General features: G+C 69.5%; 14 protein-coding genes. 6 read left to right on the top strand and 8 right to left on the bottom strand.

Features of this window, described 5'->3' with window-relative positions:
• Positions 1 to 109: 109 nt before the first annotated feature.
• Positions 110 to 961, top strand: a complete 852-nt coding sequence (locus HB662_RS05135; RefSeq protein ID WP_168047879.1) for a UTRA domain-containing protein — start codon at positions 110 to 112, stop codon at positions 959 to 961.
• Positions 962 to 1,071: 110 nt separating this feature from the next.
• On the opposite strand, the gene HB662_RS05130 is transcribed toward HB662_RS05135, so the two are convergent.
• Positions 1,072 to 1,794: an HAD family hydrolase gene (locus HB662_RS05130; protein WP_245185502.1), complete on the bottom strand. Its 723-nt coding sequence runs from the start codon at positions 1,792 to 1,794 to the stop codon at positions 1,072 to 1,074.
• A gap of 160 nt (positions 1,795 to 1,954) precedes the next feature.
• Between HB662_RS05130 and HB662_RS05125 the strand changes: the two genes are divergently transcribed.
• Genes HB662_RS05125 through HB662_RS05110 form a run of 4 tightly spaced genes read left to right on the top strand, consistent with a single transcriptional unit; the run spans position 1,955 to position 5,805 of the window.
• Positions 1,955 to 2,932: a UbiA family prenyltransferase gene (locus tag HB662_RS05125; protein ID WP_168047875.1), complete on the top strand. Its 978-nt coding sequence runs from the start codon at positions 1,955 to 1,957 to the stop codon at positions 2,930 to 2,932.
• Complete coding sequence (locus tag HB662_RS05120) at positions 2,929 to 3,378, top strand: GtrA family protein (protein ID WP_168047874.1); 450 nt, start codon at positions 2,929 to 2,931, stop codon at positions 3,376 to 3,378. The genes HB662_RS05125 and HB662_RS05120 overlap by 4 nt, the downstream gene beginning before the upstream one ends.
• Entirely contained in the window at positions 3,375 to 4,595 is a 1,221-nt protein-coding gene (locus HB662_RS05115) for a hypothetical protein (RefSeq protein WP_168047872.1), read from the top strand. The genes HB662_RS05120 and HB662_RS05115 overlap by 4 nt, the downstream gene beginning before the upstream one ends.
• Before the next feature lie 10 nt (positions 4,596 to 4,605).
• Positions 4,606 to 5,805, top strand: coding sequence for an acyltransferase family protein (locus HB662_RS05110; protein ID WP_168047870.1), 1,200 nt, complete (start codon positions 4,606 to 4,608; stop codon positions 5,803 to 5,805).
• A gap of 10 nt (positions 5,806 to 5,815) precedes the next feature.
• Here HB662_RS05110 and HB662_RS05105 read toward each other — a convergent pair whose 3' ends face one another.
• The 6 genes from HB662_RS05105 to HB662_RS05080 are packed head-to-tail and all read right to left on the bottom strand — an operon-like array spanning position 5,816 to position 14,160.
• Positions 5,816 to 7,147: an O-antigen ligase family protein gene (locus HB662_RS05105; protein ID WP_168047868.1), complete on the bottom strand. Its 1,332-nt coding sequence runs from the start codon at positions 7,145 to 7,147 to the stop codon at positions 5,816 to 5,818.
• Positions 7,148 to 7,151: 4 nt separating this feature from the next.
• A complete protein-coding gene (locus HB662_RS29015) occupies positions 7,152 to 8,384 on the bottom strand; it encodes a glycosyltransferase family 4 protein (protein ID WP_168047866.1) in 1,233 nt (410 codons plus the stop codon).
• A gap of 2 nt (positions 8,385 to 8,386) precedes the next feature.
• Positions 8,387 to 10,630: an NAD-dependent epimerase/dehydratase family protein gene (locus HB662_RS05095; RefSeq protein ID WP_168047864.1), complete on the bottom strand. Its 2,244-nt coding sequence runs from the start codon at positions 10,628 to 10,630 to the stop codon at positions 8,387 to 8,389.
• A 34-nt stretch (positions 10,631 to 10,664) separates the two neighbouring features.
• A complete protein-coding gene (locus tag HB662_RS05090; RefSeq protein ID WP_168047862.1) occupies positions 10,665 to 11,912 on the bottom strand; it encodes an MATE family efflux transporter in 1,248 nt (415 codons plus the stop codon).
• Between the two features lie 11 nt (positions 11,913 to 11,923).
• Entirely contained in the window at positions 11,924 to 13,192 is a 1,269-nt protein-coding gene (locus HB662_RS05085; RefSeq protein WP_168049349.1) for a glycosyltransferase family 4 protein, read from the bottom strand.
• 5 nt (positions 13,193 to 13,197) lie between these two features.
• Positions 13,198 to 14,160 (bottom strand): NAD-dependent epimerase/dehydratase family protein, encoded by a 963-nt coding sequence (locus HB662_RS05080; protein ID WP_168047860.1) that lies wholly within the window; start codon positions 14,158 to 14,160, stop codon positions 13,198 to 13,200.
• Between the two features lie 564 nt (positions 14,161 to 14,724).
• On the opposite strand from HB662_RS05080, the gene HB662_RS05075 reads away from it, so the two are divergent.
• On the top strand, positions 14,725 to 15,720 hold the full coding sequence (locus tag HB662_RS05075) for an NAD-dependent epimerase/dehydratase family protein (protein WP_168047858.1): 996 nt from the start codon (positions 14,725 to 14,727) through the stop codon (positions 15,718 to 15,720).
• Positions 15,721 to 15,808: 88 nt separating this feature from the next.
• Here HB662_RS05075 and HB662_RS05070 read toward each other — a convergent pair whose 3' ends face one another.
• On the bottom strand, positions 15,809 to 17,266 hold the full coding sequence (locus HB662_RS05070; RefSeq protein WP_168047856.1) for a right-handed parallel beta-helix repeat-containing protein: 1,458 nt from the start codon (positions 17,264 to 17,266) through the stop codon (positions 15,809 to 15,811).
• Positions 17,267 to 17,297: the final 31 nt, after the last annotated feature.

Genomic DNA, 17,297 nt, shown 5'->3' with positions numbered 1-17,297 from the left:
AATTATCCGGACAATTAACACAACCATTGCAATCGCTTGCATCAGCCATCTTCCCTTGGAGCAATACGGCCTCTACTGTCGTGCCGGCGACACTGCAGGAGCCCACCCCGTGACCCCTTCCACCCGCCGGGCCATGGGCGCAGTGTCGAACGTCCCGGCGCCACCGTCACCCGCCGGAACCCGTGGCACCACGCGCGCCTTCGTCCTGGGTCGCATCGCACCGCTGAACCCGGCCAGCGCCACGCCGCTCTACATGCAGCTCGCCGAGCGTTTCGCCACACTTCTCGCGCAGGGGCAGGATGCGCTGGTCGGACAGTCGCTGCCGACCGAGACGGAATGCATGGTGCATTTCGGCATCAGCCGTCCGACCGTGCGCCAGGCGATGGCGCAACTCGCCAGCCTCGGCCTGATCACGCGCGGTCGCGGGCGCGGCACCTTCGTGGCGCCCCGGCGGCTGGACCACAATCTTCGCCTCGCCTTCGAGGACCAGGCGCGCAACGCCCGCAAGCGCACCTCCTTCGCGCTGCTCGATCGCCACGCCCTGGCGGCGCCAGCCGCAATCCGCCAGGCGCTGTCACTGCCGGAGGGTGCGGAGGTGGAGGTGGTGGAGCGCCTGCGCCTGCTGGATGGCGAGGTCTTCGCCCATGAGCAGCGCTACCTGCCCGCCGGCTTCGCACGCCACGTCACCACGCGGATGCTCGAACGCCATCCCGTACACGCGCTGCTGCGCGCGGCGATCGGCGAGGTTCCGGACCGCATGCGCCTGATCGTCCGCAGCGTGCCGGCCGATGCGCGGATCGCGCGGCTGCTGCAGGTGAAGCGCGGCACGCCTTCGCTCGAAAGCGAGCATGTCTACCGCCTGGCATCCGGCGTGCCGGCGCTGTGCGGCTTCGTGCGCTTCCATGGCGACCGCTTCCAGTTCATCGCCGAGGCCGAGATCCAGACGACCACGCAGCTCTGACAGGGCGCGCCGCGTCTCTAGACCATGATCCGCAAACACGGATCAGGGTCTAGCCTTTTGCTGAGAGGGTGATTCACCGCTACGGCGATTCCGCCTTCGCGGATCACGCTCTAGGCCGCGCTGGCCGGCGCCTGCCGTGGCGCGGGCAACGCCTCCGCCGTCCCTCCGTGGCTGCGCGACCAGTCGACGACCGGCCAGCCCTGCGCCCGTGCCGCGCGCCGCAGCGCCGGCGTGGGGTCCACCGCCACCGCGGAGCAGGCGGCCTGCATCAGCGGAATGTCGCTCGCATGGTCCGAATAGGCGACGAATTCGCGCGCCTGCGGAAAGCGGGCCGCGAGCAACGTGCGCACCGCGGCCAGCTTCGGCGCGCCGCGCAGGTTGGGGCCATCCAGCGAGCCCGCCAACCGTCCTTCCGCGGTCCAGGCCACGCGCGTCGCCACCGTCGCATCGAAGCCGAGCTGCGCGCCGATCGGCGCGACATAAAGGTCGAGGCTGGCGGAGGCGAGCACCAGCGCATCGCCCGCCTGGCGGTGGCGCTGCATCGCCTCCAGCGCCGCCGGCTTCACCTCCCGCCGCAGGCTGTGCGTGGCGAAATCGGCGGCAAGCGCCTGCAGCACGGCGCGATCACGCCCGCCGAGGATGGCATCGAGGAAGGCGGCCTTCAGCGTTGCATTGTCGATGCGGCGCAGCCCGTAGCGCAGCGTGTGCAGCGGCAGCAGCGTGGTCTGCAGCGGGTGCGCCGGCCCCAGTCTGCGGGCGGCATGCAGCAGGAATACCAGGAACAGGTCCCGGCGGGAGATCGTTCCGTCCAGGTCGAACACCGCGACACGCATCGTCACCTCGTTGCCGGCGACGGATGATGCGCCAGGGCGGCGCGGGCGCGAAAGCGCCCAGTCGGACTAGTCCTCCTGAGACACGCCCGATCCCCTAAGAGAAGATGACCCTGGCTGCCTCGCACCGCACTGTCCGGGTGACATCAAGCGGGGCAGCACGATGAACCCTTCAGACCGGGAGACGGCCGCGCGCCGCGGCACCCTGGGGCCGATGCCGCCGCGCGCCGGGGGCATGGAGGCCTGGGGCCAGGCGCGCGCGCTGCTGGAAGGCGCGAGGCCGCATCAATGGGCGAAGAACCTGCTGGTCTTCGTCCCGGCGGTGCTGAGCGGCACCATCGCGGATGCGGACCGGCTGCTGGCGGTGGCGATCGCCTTCGTGGCGCTCTGCCTGATCGCCTCCGGCACCTATCTGCTCAACGACATCTGGGACATCGAGGATGACCGCCGGCACTGGTCCAAGTGCAAGCGGCCGCTGCCCTCCGGCCGGCTGTCGATGGGCGTGGCGGTGGTGGCGGCACCGGCGGCCATCCTGACCGGGCTGGTACTGGCGGCGGCGGTCAATTCCATGGTGGCGCTCGCCGCGCTTTGCTACCTGGCCCTGACCATCGCCTATTCGCTGGCGTTGAAGCGCGTACCGATCATCGATGTCAGCGTGCTGGCCGGGCTGTTCACCTTGCGTCTCGTGCTCGGCATCGCCGCCGCGCAGGTCTTCGCCTCGCCCTGGCTGCTGGTGTTCTCGATGTTCCTGTTCTCCTCCCTGTGCTTCGCCAAGCGCTATGTCGAGCTGGTGCGGGCCGGGCAGCGCGGGCAGGGCGCGCTGGCGCATCGTGGCTACCAGGCCGCCGACGGGCCGCTGCTGCTGGTGCTCGGCCCCTCCGCCGGCATGGGCGCGGTGGTGACGCTGATCCTGTATGTCATCTTCGATGCCTTCCGGCAGACCTTCTACGGCAATACCGCCTGGCTCTGGGCCTTCCCGCTGATCCTGTTCCTGTGGGTGTCGCGCATCTGGCTGATGGCGGCGCGCGGCGAGCTGGACGACGACCCGGTGGCCTTCGCGGTGAAGGATGCGCCCAGCATCATGCTCGGAACCGCCATGCTCGGCGCCTTCGTGCTGGCCTGGTCCGGCCTGTTCGGATGAGTGGCACGATGCTGGGCCTGCTGCGCGAGCTGCCGCGGCCGCTGCGCTTCCTTCTGGCTGGCGGTTCCGCGGCCGCGATCAACTGGCTGGTACGCTTCCCGCTCTCCGAGGTGATGCCCTTCCTCGCCGCGGTGCTGGTGGCGGCGGTGATCGGCATGCTGGTGGGCTTCGTGCTGTACCGGCACTTCGTCTTCGCCGCCTCCCGCCGGCCGCTGATGCTGGAGGCGCGCGACTTCTTCATCGTCAATCTCGTCAGCTCCGTGGTGGTGGCGCTGATCGCCGCCGGGCTGCTGGCGCTGGCGCTGCGCTTCGGCATGGCCGCGAAGCTGGCGGAGGCGGTGGCGCATGCGGCGGCGATCGGGCTTGGCGCGGTGCTGAATTATTTCGGGCACAGCCTGGCGACCTTCGCGCCACGACTGGATATGCGGGAGCGGGGAACACCATGAACCGAGCAGCCTTCGCGGCGCGACCGGGCTACGCCCTGGCCGGCATCCTGGTACTGGTCGTCCTGTCCTACGCGTCTTTGCTCGATTGGCGCACCAGTGATGCGGAATGGTGGTTCGCGCCCTGGGTGGAGCACATCATCCAGCACGGCACGCGTGCCTCGCTCGCCGCGCCGATGCGGATCGCGGTCGAGGGTGCCGATGGCTACGCGAACTACTCGCCGCCCTATCTCTATTTGCTGGCACTCGCCAGCACGGCCTCCGCCTGGTTGTCCGCCTTCGGGATGGTGAAGCTGGTGGCCGTCGCCGGTGCCGTGTTCTGTGCGGGCTGCGTCTGGCACCTGCTGCGCGCGCTGGCCGCGCCACGCACCGCGCTGGTCGCCGCCGCCGGCACGCTGCTGCTGCCGAGCATGATCCTGAACGCGCCCGTCTGGGGGCAGACGGACACCATCTGGGCGGGGCTGGCGGCGCTGGTGGTGTCCTTCGCGCTGCGTGGACAATGGGCGGCGATGCTGCTGGCCTTCGGCGCGGCGGTGGCGTTCAAGCTGCAATCCATCTTCATCGCACCGTTCCTGCTGCATGTGGTGCTGTCCCGTCGCGTCGGCCTGCGCCTGCTGCCGCTGCCGCTGCTGGCCTATGCGGCGATGATGCTGCCGGCCTGGCTGGCAGGGCGGCCGGCCTGGGAATTGGCGACGGTGTATCTGGAGCAGGCGGGCACCTATCGCTGGCTGTCGATGAACGCTCCGAACCCCTGGGCCTTCGTGCAATACGCCCGGCTGATGAGCTACGAGACCGGCGTGCTGCTGGGCACCGGGCTGACCGTGCTGGCGGCGCTGGCTCTCGGCGTGCTGTCGCTGCGCTGGCGCCGGCTGGAAGGTGCGGACCTGCTGCTGCTCGCCGTCACCATCGCGGCCACCATGCCCTACCTGCTGCCGAAGATGCATGACCGCTACTTCTTCCTGGCCGACATCCTGGCCTATGCGCTCGCGGTCTGCCGGCCGCGGCGCTGGACCATCGCGGTGGCGGTGCTGATCCAGCTCGGCTCCGTCGGCGCCTATGTGTCGCACCTGCTGGATTTCACCATGGGCAAGTATCTCGGCGCCATGCTGATCGGGGCCGCGCTGCTCATACTGCTGCGGCACCTGGCGCTGGCGCTGGGCCTGCTGCGTGCCGCCGCATCCGATGTCCGCCCCGCTTTCGTGGGTGCCTATCCGCGCTGAAGGAACGACAATGTCCGCATCCACGCTGCGACGCGACGGGCCACGTGCCGAGGCGCTCGATATCGGCCGCGGCATCTGCGCCGTGCTGGTCGTGCTGTATCACGGGCTGCTGACGTTCCAGGTGCATGGCATGGAGGAGGCGCACCGCCTGCCGGTCGACTTCTCGCAGCCCTGGCTGCTGGCGCAGCACCTGCTGCTGGGCCTGGCGAACGGGCCCGGCTATGTGACCTTCTTCTTCGTGCTGAGCGGCACGGTGCTGGCAATGTCGCTGGAACGCGACCCGCCGGTGCAGGCCGGCCCCGTGCTCGGCTACCTCATCAAGCGGGGCTTCCGGCTGTATCCGCTGCTGGTCTTCACCGCCGCGATGGCCGCGCTGCTGCAACTGCACTACTTCACGATGCAGGAATTCCCGCAGGCGACGCACTGGTTCAACGCCCAGTACAAGATCGACCCGGCGGACCTGCCCGCCGAATTCGTGGCGAATGCGCAGGGCCGCAGCGCCACGCTGAATGGTCCAGCCTGGTCCATCAAGGTGGAGATCCTGGCCTCGGCCGTGTTCCCGCTGCTGTATCTGATGACGCTGACGGCGCGGCGTGCCGCGGTGACCGCGCTGCTGCTGCTCGCCGCCATGTTCCTGGCGCCCGGCCGGACGGAACAGTGGCACTACATGAACATCTTCCTGTTCTGCTTCTTCGCCGGTGCGCTGCTGCCGCGCTGGGGCGCTGCCATCGCCGCGGCGCTGGGCGGCATGCAGGCCTGGCCGCGCCGGCTGCTGCTCGCCGCGCTGTTGCTGGTGTTCCTCTTCGCGCGGCGGCTGCTGGCGCCGGAGGTCTTCGCCCCGCCGCTTGTCGTGCTGCTGGAAACGCTGGGCGCGGTCACCGGCGTGGTGCTGCTGATGCACGGGCGTGACCACGCTCTGTTCCACGCCACACCGATGCGCCTGCTGGCCCGCCTGTCCTTCGGCATCTACCTGCTGCATGTCATCGTGCTGAGCGTCATCGGCCACGCCGTGCTGCCGTGGCTGCCGGCGCAGCTCGGGCCGGCGCAGGCGCTGGGGTTGGGTGTGTTGATTACGCTGGCGACGCTGGCCGCCACCGTGCCGCTGGCCTGGCTGCTGCACGGCGTGCTGGAGCGGCCGATGCAGCAGCTGGGTCGGGTTATCGCGGCCCGGCTTGGCCGGCGGCGCAGCCCGGTGCGGCGGCCCGCCTGAGCCTTTGGCGCTACAGGATGGCGCGGCCGCCATCCAGGCGCTGTTGGTAGATCATGGCGCAGGCGCTGCCGAGGCCGAACAGCACCCAGAACCAGATGCCGAGCATCGGCCCCTCCAGCGCCACGTCGAATGAGGCATTCACGATGATCGCGCCGAGGTAGCACAGCAGGAACAGGAACAGCCGGAACCACAATTCCTCGCCCCGGCGCCGCGCCAGGATCATCCCCCGCAGCATCATCAGGCCCCAGCTTCCCAATGCGCCGAGCCACAGCACCAGGCCCGGCACGCCGGCACGCGCCAGCATGGTCATGTGCGCATTGTGCGGGCTGCGCAGGATGGGCACGCCGGGCAGGATCGTGCCCTGGTAGCCATCGGATTCCGCCAGCGAGATGCCGAAGCCCTTGCCGGTCCAGAAATACTCGCCGTGGATGGTGTAGCCGATGATGTCGTCCCACCAGTTGAGCCGCCAGGCCTTGGTCCCGTCCAGCCCGGCCTCCGAGGTGTCGCTGAAGATGCTCAGCGCGTTCAGCGCGATTTGCTCCAGGTTGATCTCGCGGGAGGTGCCGCCGAGTTCCAGCCCCGAGAACACCGCGGCGGCCGCGCTGGCGACGACGATGCCGATGATCAGCACCTTCGCGGCCTGCGCCACCTTGCCGGTCATCACGATGGCGAAGCACAGCGGCAGGGCGATGGCGAGCAGGCCGCCGCGGCTCTGCGCCGCGGTCAGGCCGATGCCTGCCAGCAGCATCAGCAGCCAGGCCCAATGGACGCGCTGGAAGAACAGCAGTGCGAACACCGCGGCGCCGGCCAGGTGCACCGCGACCTCGCCCGGCCGCAACTGCACCAGCGGCAGGCCGGAGCCCGGCCAGCCGGGCAGCATGTCGGCGAAGGAGGCGAGCACATAGGGCGCCCAGCCCCAGCAGCCATAGATCAGCGCCAGCACGGCGAACAGGCGCAGCACCGTCGCCAGGCGCTCCGGCCGCTGCAGCAGCACGGCGCAGGTGATGAAGGCGAAGGCGCCGTAGATGGCGACCACGGCATCGCGCAGCGCGTCCATGCCATGCGTGCCGACATAGGGCACGGCCCGCACCGCCACCCAGGCGCAGAGCATCGCCAGCAGCAGGTTCGGCAGGTTGGTGAAGGCGGCCAGCATGCAGCCGCTGGCGAACATCACCAGCAGGCCGATGCCCAGCAGGATCTCCCCGACATAAAGCGGCGCCACGCCGAGATAGGCGAAGCCCTTGCCGGAGACGGCGTAGCCGCACAAGACGATGGCCAGCGCCACCAGGTAGCGATCGCCGAGCTGAAGGCGTTCCGCGGGAAGGTATGTCGTGGCGCTCATCTCGTCATTCCAGATAGGCGGCGCGCAGGCGGGCCGCGATGCCGGACCAGTCACCTTCTTTCAGAACCATCGCATGCGCTGCCGCTGCCTGCGCCTGCCAGGCGGCAGGGGTCAGCGCTGCCGCATGGTGCAGCGCCGCGGCCACGGATTCCGCCGTGTGGCGTTCGATCGGTACGCCCGCCCCCTGCGCCGTCACCGCCGCGCGCAGGCCACTGCCGGCGGTGACGATCAGTGGCAGGCCGAGCAGCGCCGCCTCGATGCCGGCCAGCGGCAGGCCCTCGTAGCGGGACGCCATGACGAAGAAGTCGCAGTCCCGCAGAAGGGAATCACGCGCCGCGCCGAATTGCGGGCCGAGCACGCGGACCCTCCCGGCAATGCCGAGCGCCGCGGCCAGTGCTTCCAGCTCCGCCCGCGCCGGGCCGCTGCCCATCATCGTCAGGCGGCCGGCGCCACCGGCCCGGCAATGCAGGGCGAAACCCTCCAGCAGCAGATCGAGGCCCTTGTGCTCGATGGCGTAGCGGCCGCAATAGCCGAAATGCGGGAAGCTCTCGGAACGGCTGCGCGGCAGCGGCGCGGCCGGTGTCGCGCCGAGCCGCGTGGAATAGGCACCGTTGCCGATCACCTCGATCCGCGCGTACGGCGCGATGCGGTGCAGGATGGCCGCTTCCTCCGCCGACAGCGCCTGCACGAAGCGCGCGCCTTCCAGCAGCGAGCGTTCGAGCAGCCGCAGATAGAGCGCCGTGCTCCGCTTCAGAGTGCGGCCTTCCGGGTCGTAGACATGCGAGAAGCGGCCATGCACCGTGATCGCATAGGGCACGCCGCGACGCCGCAGGCTGCGCCCCAGCCCCGGCAGCATCGGCTCCCGCCCGCCATGGATGTGGCACAGCGTCCGCCGGCCGGCCCCGGCGAGCAGCGCATCCAGCGTCGCCGAGGCGACGCGCAGGTTGCGCCCGCGCAGCACCGGCCAGCCGAGTTGTAACACCCGAGTCGGGCAATCCGGTGCCGCATCCAGCGCGACCTCTCCGCGTGCGAGCAGCACCAGGCTTGCCGCGTCGCCCGCCTCGCGCTGTTCGCGCACCAGCGCGCGGGCGACGTTGTGCACCCCGTTGGCGCCGCTGGGGTGGCCCAGGCCGTCCGCCACCGCGACATGGCGGATGTCCAGTGGCCGCGGCGGCCCGGAGCTGGGCTCCGGGCGCCGTGCGGCGCGAGGCGGGAAATCCAGGACCTGTGCCGACATGGCTATTCGGCGGCGATTGACGTGGCGGCCAGCGCCGTGGGCGGTGCTTCCGGCACCCCGCCCGCGCGTGGCTGCGCGCCGAAAGCCCAGTCCAGGTACAGCGCCGTCTCCGCCATGCCGCGCGTGAAGTCGTAGCGCGGCGCATAGCCGAGCATCTGCCGCGCCTTCTCCGACCCCACCGAGGCCTTCGCGGCATAGAGCCGCAGCAATTGCGGGTCGGGCAGGTGGACCATGCCGGTCGGGCGGCTGCCATCGCCGAAGTACAGCCGGCTGACCACGTCGTAGAGCGGCTTCGGCAGCGAATCGAGGGCGCTCTGCAGAAGCTTCCGCATCGCCGGGTTCCGCACCGCGATCTGCACGATCTTCTTCGGGTTGCGTGCCACCAGCTTCATGTCGTGCAGCAGCCCGCTATTCTCGCGCGCGATATCGGCGGCGGGACGGTAGACCGGCCCCTTCACCCGCAGTGCCTGGGCGAAGGATTCGAAGAAGCGGCCCCAGGTCACCGTCTCGGGGCCGGAGATGACGAAGCGCTCGCCCACGGCCTGCGGACGCAGCGCGCACAGGATCATGGCGTCCACCACATCATCCACATGCACCGCGTTGCACAGGCCCTCGCCGCGATCCGGCAGGATCACCGTGCCATAGAGCAGCATCTCCGCCGGCGCGATCGTCCAGGGGCGGGAGAAGGGGCCATAGACGATGGTGGGCTGGATGATGGTGCCCTGCAGCCCCTTCTCCCGCACCGCGTCCAGCACAGCCTTCTCCAGCTCGAGCTTGGTGCGGGTGTAGACCCAGTTCTTGTCACCATCGGGCGTGTCCTCGGTCAGCGGCCCGTCGGGGAACGGCTCGTAGACCGAGAAGGTGCTGGTATAGACGAAGCGCTTCACGCCGTGCTTCAGGCTGGCCGCGATCAGGTTGCGCGTGCCCGTCAGGTTCTGCGGGGCGGAGCGCGGGTCGTAGGCGCAGTGGAAGACCAGGTCGATGCCTTCCAGCGCCTCCGCCACCGCGGCCTCATCCACCAGATCCACCTTGCGGATCTCGACCGGCAATCGCGCCAGGCGCACCGCCGTGCCGATGCCGCGGACCAGGCAGCGCACCTGCGCGCCCTGTTCCAGCAGCCGCTCCGCCAGCCTTCCACCGATGAAGCCGGTGGCGCCGGTGATGGCGACGCGCGTACCGGGCGCGACGCTGGGGATGCCCGCGTCGCGGGACGGCGCTTCCCACGGCATCACCATGGCCTCGCGCCGCGCATAGCAGGCCTCGATCGCCTCGATGGAGCGCAGCCCCTCGGACCCGGCGATGCCCTGCTGGCTTCCTTCGGCGATGCTCTTGCGGAAATCCGACAGCTCCGCGCCGAACAGCTCCGGGAAGCGCTGTTCGGGAAAGCTGCCGACGCCGAAGCCATGCGCCTTGAAGGCGCGCACATTCTCGGAGCAGTCCAGCACCTCGTTGCGGTACAGGTGCACCTCCACATGCCCGTTGGCGCCGACGATCCGGCAGGTGTTCGGCAGGTCGCGGCTGCGGCTCAGTTCGAGCAGGCCCTGCCCGCCGGCTGCGAATTCCAGCTCGACCAGGCAATCCGCCTCGACGCCGGTCCGCGCATCGTCGCGGTAGTGGGTGATGCGGGCATCGCCGAGCCACCAAAGCATCTCATCCAGCGTATGCGCGCCGGTGTCCATCAGCACGCCGCCGCCGGCCAGCCCGGGCTTCAGCAGGCCATCGGTGCTGGTCGCCCAGTTGAAGACGAAGCCTTCCCGCGCGGTGACGTGGCGGATCGGGCCGAGGATGCCCGATTCCATCAACGCCTTGGTCCAGCGCGCCACATGCAGGTAGCGACGCAGCAGGCCGACCGAGAGGATGGTGCCGCCGCGCAGGGCGCCTTCCAGCATCAGCCGCGCGTCGGTCGTGCTGGTGGCAAGCGGCTTCTCCATGAAGACGTGCTTGCCCGCGGCGACCAGCGCCTTGCCGATCGGCCCATGCAGCGTGTGCGGCGCGGCGACGATGGCCGCGTCGAAGGCGGAAGTGGCCGCAGTCCAGTCGGCCACCTTGATGATCTGCCGGTTCTTTCCGGCAATGGCGGCGGTGGCCCGCAGGTTCGCCTCCGAGGGATCGACGAGAACCTCCGGATTCCATCCGATGCGGCGAAGCGCCGGCAGCAGATGATGCTGGACCACTGCGCCGCAGCCGATGATGGCCAGGCGCGATGGCTGCCGTTCCGACGTTGTGGACCCGTTCCGTAGGTTCATTTGCAGACCTTCTGTGATTGCGTGTTGCGGGCTGTCATGCGGGCAGGTCGGCCGTGGTCGGACCGATCAGCCGCGCGAGCACGAGCCAGGAGGCAACGAGCCGCGCCAGGTTCGCGCCGATATGGGTCAGGCAGACCCCGATGACGGCGAAGCCGCCGATCAACGGTACGGCCAGCACCAGCGTGGTTAGCGCGCCGATGCAGGCGATGAAGAAGACGAGCCGGATTGCACTGACGCCGTGCAGGAAGGCCGCCACCACATCCGCCGCGTAGCCAAGCAGGGTCGCGAGGACGAGCAGCCGCAACTCCATGGTGAATTCGAGGTAGGGCGAGTCGGCGCCGTACAGCAGCCGGAACATGAGATCCGGCACGGCGACGACGATGATGCCGTAGGCCAGCAGCGGTGGCGCAGCCAGGAAGGCGTAGAGGCGTGAGGCACGCCAGGCGGCGGCGAGGCCGCCCTGCCGTGCCTGCGACGCGGTCGGCGGGATGATGTTGCACAGGCTGAGCATCACCGGGTTGCTCAGGTTGACGATGTTGAGCGCCGCCTGGAAGACGGCGACGCCTGCCGGACCCGCATGCGCCGCCAGCCCCCAGAGCAGAAGCTGCGCGCGGCCATGCAGCAGCATGCCGTTGCCGAGCGCCCAGCCACCACCGATCGACCAGTAATCCGCCGCCGTCTCCGCCAGCCGGAGCGGGCGGGTGATGCGAAGCTCCAGTTGCAGCGCCTGGAGCGCGGCGGCCAGGGCGGAGGTCGCCGCCATGCCGTACAACGCGGCCTGCAGCGTCAGCCCACCGCCGACCGACAGGCCGGCCACCACGACGACCTGCCCGATATAGCTGAGCGAATCGCCGAGGGCTGCGGTGCGGAAGCGGAAGGCGGAGAGCAGGCCACGTCGCATGCTCTCCTGGATCTGCCAGGCGACGAAGCAGGCGAGGCTGGGCAGCACCAGATCCGGCCGACCGAGCAGCAGGATGATGGCCGCCAGCAGCACGGCCAGACCGAGCGTCAGCAAGCCCATCAGCACCAGGCTCGCCAGCAGCAGGCGCGGCACCTCGGCCGACGCTGCGTTCACCAGCCGCACCGAGAGCGGATGGATCACCAGCGCGGTGTTCACCAGCTGCAGCGTCAGCATGCCACCGAACAGCAATGCGAAGATGCCGTAATCCTCGGCGACGAGGCCCCGCACCAGCAAGACGTTCAGCAGGAAGGTGCCGGCGCTGACAACGCCCTGGTCGGCCAGCGACCAGGAGATGCGCGACAGGTGCAAGCTGCTCCACACGGCCATGGCCTTCACGCCGCCGGTGTGGGGCGGCGGCGCAGTACCTGGCGGTAGCCGGCCAGCGCCTGGTCCGCGGCGCGTTCCCAGCTGAACTCCGCCGCGACCCGGGCGCGTGCGTTGCAGCCCATGCGCTCCAGCAGACCGGGTTCCGCGGCAAGCCGCGCAACGGCGGCGGCCAGCGCCGCGGGATCGCCCGGTGGCACCAGCACGCCGCAATCTTCGGTGATCTGGTGCGGGATGCCGCCGACGGCGGAGGCGAGCACGGCGACGCCATGCGCCATCGCCTCCAGCACCACGAGCGGGAAGGTATCCGCCAGGGTCGGGAAGACGAAGAGATCGGATTGCCGGTACAGGGCCGCGACCTCGGGATCCGTCAGCCGTCCGGTCACGATGATACGCTGGCCGGGGCGGCAGGCGCGAAGATGGCTTTCGTAGTCGATGGCGTCGCGTCGCTCCCCGCCCACCACCAGGGTGTAGGGAACATCGAGCTGGCCGAAGGCCTTGAGCAGATCGGGCAGGCCCTTGTTCGGCGTATGGTTGGCCAGGAACATGCAGTGGATGCGGTTCGGGTCGTCGCGTTCCGGAACGCCGAGCCTTTGCAGCAGCGCCGCATCGCCCTCGGGTGCCGCGAGAACCGGGAGATCGACGCCGTTGTGGACCTGCAGGATGTCGCCGGCGAAGCCCATGCCGCGGACGATGTCGATGTCGGCCGGCGAAAGCACGAAGACCGCGTCGGCGCCGCGTACCGCGCGCGAGACCGGCTCCACCACCAGCCGCCGCCAGGCAAGACGCTTCGGGCCGTCGAAGCCGTAGATCGCCTCGCCGTTCCACACCTCGTTGAAGCCGTGTGTTGAGACGACATAGGGCAAGCCGCCTGCACGGCAGGCGCTGGCGATGCGTGCCAGCTCCAGCGCCGGCATCGGGTTGTGCAGGTGCACGAGGTCGATCCCTGGCGCGATCAGGCGCGGGATGTCCGAGCGGTAGAACAGCGTGGCGAAGCGGTTCGGCAGCCAGGACCAGGGCAGCAGCGGTGGCAGCGCGCTGCGGACCGGGCTGCGGTGCGGCGCCGGCATCGTGGCCGCGGCCCCGCTGCCCGCACCGTTCATCATGCTGGCGACGGTGATGTCGCACCGGCTTGCGAGCGCGGCGCTGAGCTGTTCCGCGGCCCGCGCGCCGCCGCTGACGGTGAGATGCGGCGGCACGATGATGGCGGCGAGGATTCGCGGTTGCCGCTCGCACCGGCCCGGCCGCTCCGGCCATGCGTGTCCGGCGGCATCCATCGGGCTCACAGATACTTCTCGACCAGCCCATGGGCGAAGTCGGGCGCCTGCCACAGCTCCTTCAGCGTGTCGTCGATGCTCTGGCGCACCCGCCAGCCATACAGCTCCTCGATCGATCGGTTGTCGGCGGCCAGCATCGGGCGATCCACCTGGCGGACGCGGCCCGGAGCCTGGCGGATCTCGAAATTGATGCCGGAGATGCGGCGCAGCTTCTCCACCACCTCCGCCACCGAATAGGTGCGGGAGGTGCCGAGGTTGACCGTGCGCGTGGCACCCGTCTCCACCTCGTCATGCAGCGCCACGGCGCAGAAGCCGGCCGCCGCGTCGCGCACGCTGATGTAGTCCCGCCGTGGCGACAGATTGCCGAGCTCGATGACGTTGCGGCCCGCCTTGAGCTGGCCGATCAGCTCCGGCAGCAGGTGCGGGTTGGTTTCGCCGGGGCCGATCACGTTGAACAGCCGCACGATCACCGCCTTCAGCCGGCGCTTCGCCGCGATGGCGCTGACGTAGTGTTCGCCATGCAGCTTGCTGAAGCCGTAGATGTCGTTGGGGCCGAGCTCGGACGTGGTCTCGTGGTGCGGCCGGTCATCCGGCTTGTACACCGCGCCACTGCTGGCGAAGACGAAGCGGCAGCCTTCCGGGCAGCTCAGCAGCAGGTTCAGCGTGCCCTGCACATTGGTGGAGACGGCGAGCGCGGGATCGGCCTCGCATTCCGGGATGTAGTGCAGCGCGGCGAGATGCACGACGACCTGCGGCCGGAAGGACGCCATCAGCGCGGCGACGCGCGGCGCATCGCGGATGTCAACTTCCTCCAGTCGCAGGCGGTCGCGTTCGTTCGGCGGGAAGCGCCAATTGCCGTAGCGGAGCATGTCGGCGATGCAGAGCTGGCCGTGCGGGCGGAGCAGGTCCGTGAGGTAACGGCCGACATATCCGTTGCCGCCGGTGATGAGGATGCGCGAATGCGTCATGGCTGGCGTTGTCCTGGCGCGGTTGGTGACGAAGCTGGCCGGACTTGTCGCCGGCATCTGGCGAAACTGCATCGCCGCGGGGCGCGCAGCTTCGGCGATGATGTCTTGGGGGATCTGGCTGGTAACGTCTCGCGAGGCGTCCTGATGGACGTGGCTGGGGACGTCCGGATGGACGTGGCTGGGGACGTCCGGATGGACGTGGGCGAGCCCTTCACCTGCGGACCTGGCGTCCGGCGGCACCCACTCCATGTTGCAACTCCTCGGACCGACGATCACGACCATTCCCCGACGCCGGCGACGGCCAAATCGGCGGCCTGGCGGCGCACCATTCATGGGGCCGGAACGCGCCGGCTCTGAGGGAAATTGCGGGGTAGCCCCGCTGGTCGGCCGCCGCTGCGGCACATCATCCCTCTGCGCCGGCAATACGCGACGGCCAGCGGGGCGGCGGCGGCCGCGCGGCATCCCCCTTGCGAGGCATAGCCTTCTGCGCCCCGCGCACAGCGGCCTTTCGCTGATACCCATGCAACCAGAGTCCGACGGCAAACTTCGCAGGAGAATTCAGCGATGTCAGCAAAGCGCGTTCTGGTCACGGGTGCGGGCGGCTTCATCGGGCACCATCTGGTGACCCACCTGGTTCGGGCCGGCCATTGGGTGCGTGGTGCCGACCAGAAGCAGCCGGAATACGCCGCCTCGGATGCGGATGAGTTCCTGACGGCGGATCTGCGCGATCCGGCGAACTGCCTCGCGGCGACGGCCGGCATCGACGAGGTCTACCACCTCGCGGCCGATATGGGCGGTATCGGCTACATCACGGCGGAACGCGCGGCCATTGCGCGCAACAACACGCTGATGAACATCGGCATGCTGGATGCCGCCTGCGCCAGCGGCGTCAGCCGGTTCTTGTTTTCCTCCTCCGCCTGCGTCTATCCGCACCACCTGCAGACCAGCGCCGACGTGGTGCCGCTGCGCGAGGACGATGCCTGGCCGGCGCAGCCGGAGGAAGGCTACGGGCTGGAAAAGCTGTTCTGCGAGAAGATGTGCCAGTACTACAGCTCGGACCGTGGCCTGCCGACCCGCGTCGTGCGCTTCCACAACGTCTATGGCCCGCTCGGCACCTATGATGGCGGGCGGGAGAAGGCACCGGCCGCGATCTCCCGCAAGGTCGCCGGCACCCCCGATGGCGGCGAGATCGAGGTCTGGGGCGACGGCGAGCAGACGCGGTCCTTCATGTACGTCTCGGATTGCGTCGAGGGCATCTACCGTATCATGCGTTCCGACTACGAACTGCCGCTGAACCTCGGCACGGATGAGATGGTGACGGTGAACGAGCTGGTGGACCTGGTTGCCGCCGTGGCGGGCAAGACCGTGCGGCGCCGGCACGACCGGACCAAGCCGCAGGGCGTGCGCGGTCGCAACAGCGACAATTCGCGGCTGCGCGAGGTGCTGGGCTGGGAGCCGAAGATGACGCTGGCGGAGGGCCTGCGGCCGACCTATGCGTGGATCGAGAAGCAGGTCCTGGCGACGCAGGATGCGCCGCGGCCGAGCCTGGTCCCCGCCTGACGCAGCGCCCCTGTTCAAGCCCAGGGGCACGGCGAAAAGAGACCAAGGCGGGCCGGATGGCAACATCCGGCCCGCCCGCATTTTCGCCTCAGCGCGGCAGGCGCTGCAGACGGCCATTTCGTTCCAGGCCGGAGGCGCGGCGAAAGGTGTTCCAGTCCAGGAACCGGTCGACCCAGCCCCAGTGCAGCGCGGCGGGATCCGCGGCGAAATACTGATTGCCGTCGAAGACGTTGTTGCCGCGTTGCATCAGGGGAATGTCGTGATCCGCGATCAGGCCCGAGGCGCCGGGCTGTCCTGCCCGCTGCAGCACGATCCGATTGTCCCGCACGATGTTGTTGCGCGTCAGGTAGGGGCCATGCGCACCCTCGCCGCGATCCTGCTGGATCAGCGTGATGCCGTTGCCCGGGCCGGTGACCTCGATCCGGTTGCCATGCACCTGCACGTCCTGCGAGTTCTGGATCTGGATCGCCCCGCCCCACAGCCATCGGGCGAAGCCGTACCCGTTGCCGCGAAAGCGATTATCGCGAATTACCGCGGCGTAGCTGATCTCGTGCGACAGGCCGCCCATGCTGTTGTCCTCCACGAGGTTGCCTTCGTAGAGCGTCCCGATGTTGTCGATATCGGTCCAGAAGCCCATGCCGTGGTTGCCATGCAGGTGGTTGCCGCGCACCACCAGCCCGCGGGTCAGTGCGCATTTCGCGCCGCCGCCTTCCCAAAGCACGTCCACCCCCGAGAAATGGCCGTTGCCGGCAATCTCGTTGCCTTCGAACAGGATGTCGTTGCCGACGCATCCGGCGCCCATGTTGCCGTTGCGGAGCAGGCGGTTGCCCAAGGCGCGGCTTTCGGTGCCGATCACCAGCCCGATGCCGTGGTTGAGCCGGATCTCGTTGCCCTGCACCAGCCAGCGGCGCGAGGGAATGTCGTGCCCCACCGCACCCGCCTGGATCGGGCTGCTGTATTTCTCGATCACCAGATTGGCGATGGTCACGTCGCTGGCGCCACCTCGGAAGGCGTAGGGCGCGACGCTCGCCTCCACCCGGCGGCCGGTCGGATCGTCGGCGAGATGCAGGCGCCGCGTCGCGTAATCCAGGAAGAAGGTGCCGGGCACCAGGTGGCGCAGGCTCGCGACGTGGCGTAGCGGGACGTCATCGAGGAAAACCGTCTCGGGGTGCGAGCAGCGCGGCATCGTGTCCACGCAGCGCTCGGGGAATTTGCGCTGGCCCTGCTGGTCCTGGCCCTCGGCAACCCAGTGGCGACCGGCGCGCCGCCATGCGCGCACCGGGCGGGCCCCGTTCAGGATGGCGCCTGGCTCGCCATGAAAGCGCTGGCCGCGGCGCGGCACGATCGATTGCAGGCGATGCGTGCCGGCGGTGATGCAGAACGCGGCGCCCTCCTCGGCCTGCGCCGCGGCGGCGCGCAGGTCGGTGCCGGGGTCCAGGCGGATTGCGTCGGACGGGCAGCCGGGTGGAGTGGCCAGCGCCGGAGGGGCGGGGACCGACAGGACGAACAGGGCCATCAGGTGACGCAGTTTCGGCATCGCGGTCATGGGGCATCCCTGTTTCGGCGCGGCCCGATCC

It is taken from the genome of Falsiroseomonas frigidaquae, from assembly GCF_012163145.1.
In the GTDB taxonomy this organism is placed as follows: domain Bacteria; phylum Pseudomonadota; class Alphaproteobacteria; order Acetobacterales; family Acetobacteraceae; genus Falsiroseomonas; species Falsiroseomonas frigidaquae.
This window is presented reverse-complemented; position numbering and strand designations above follow the sequence as displayed.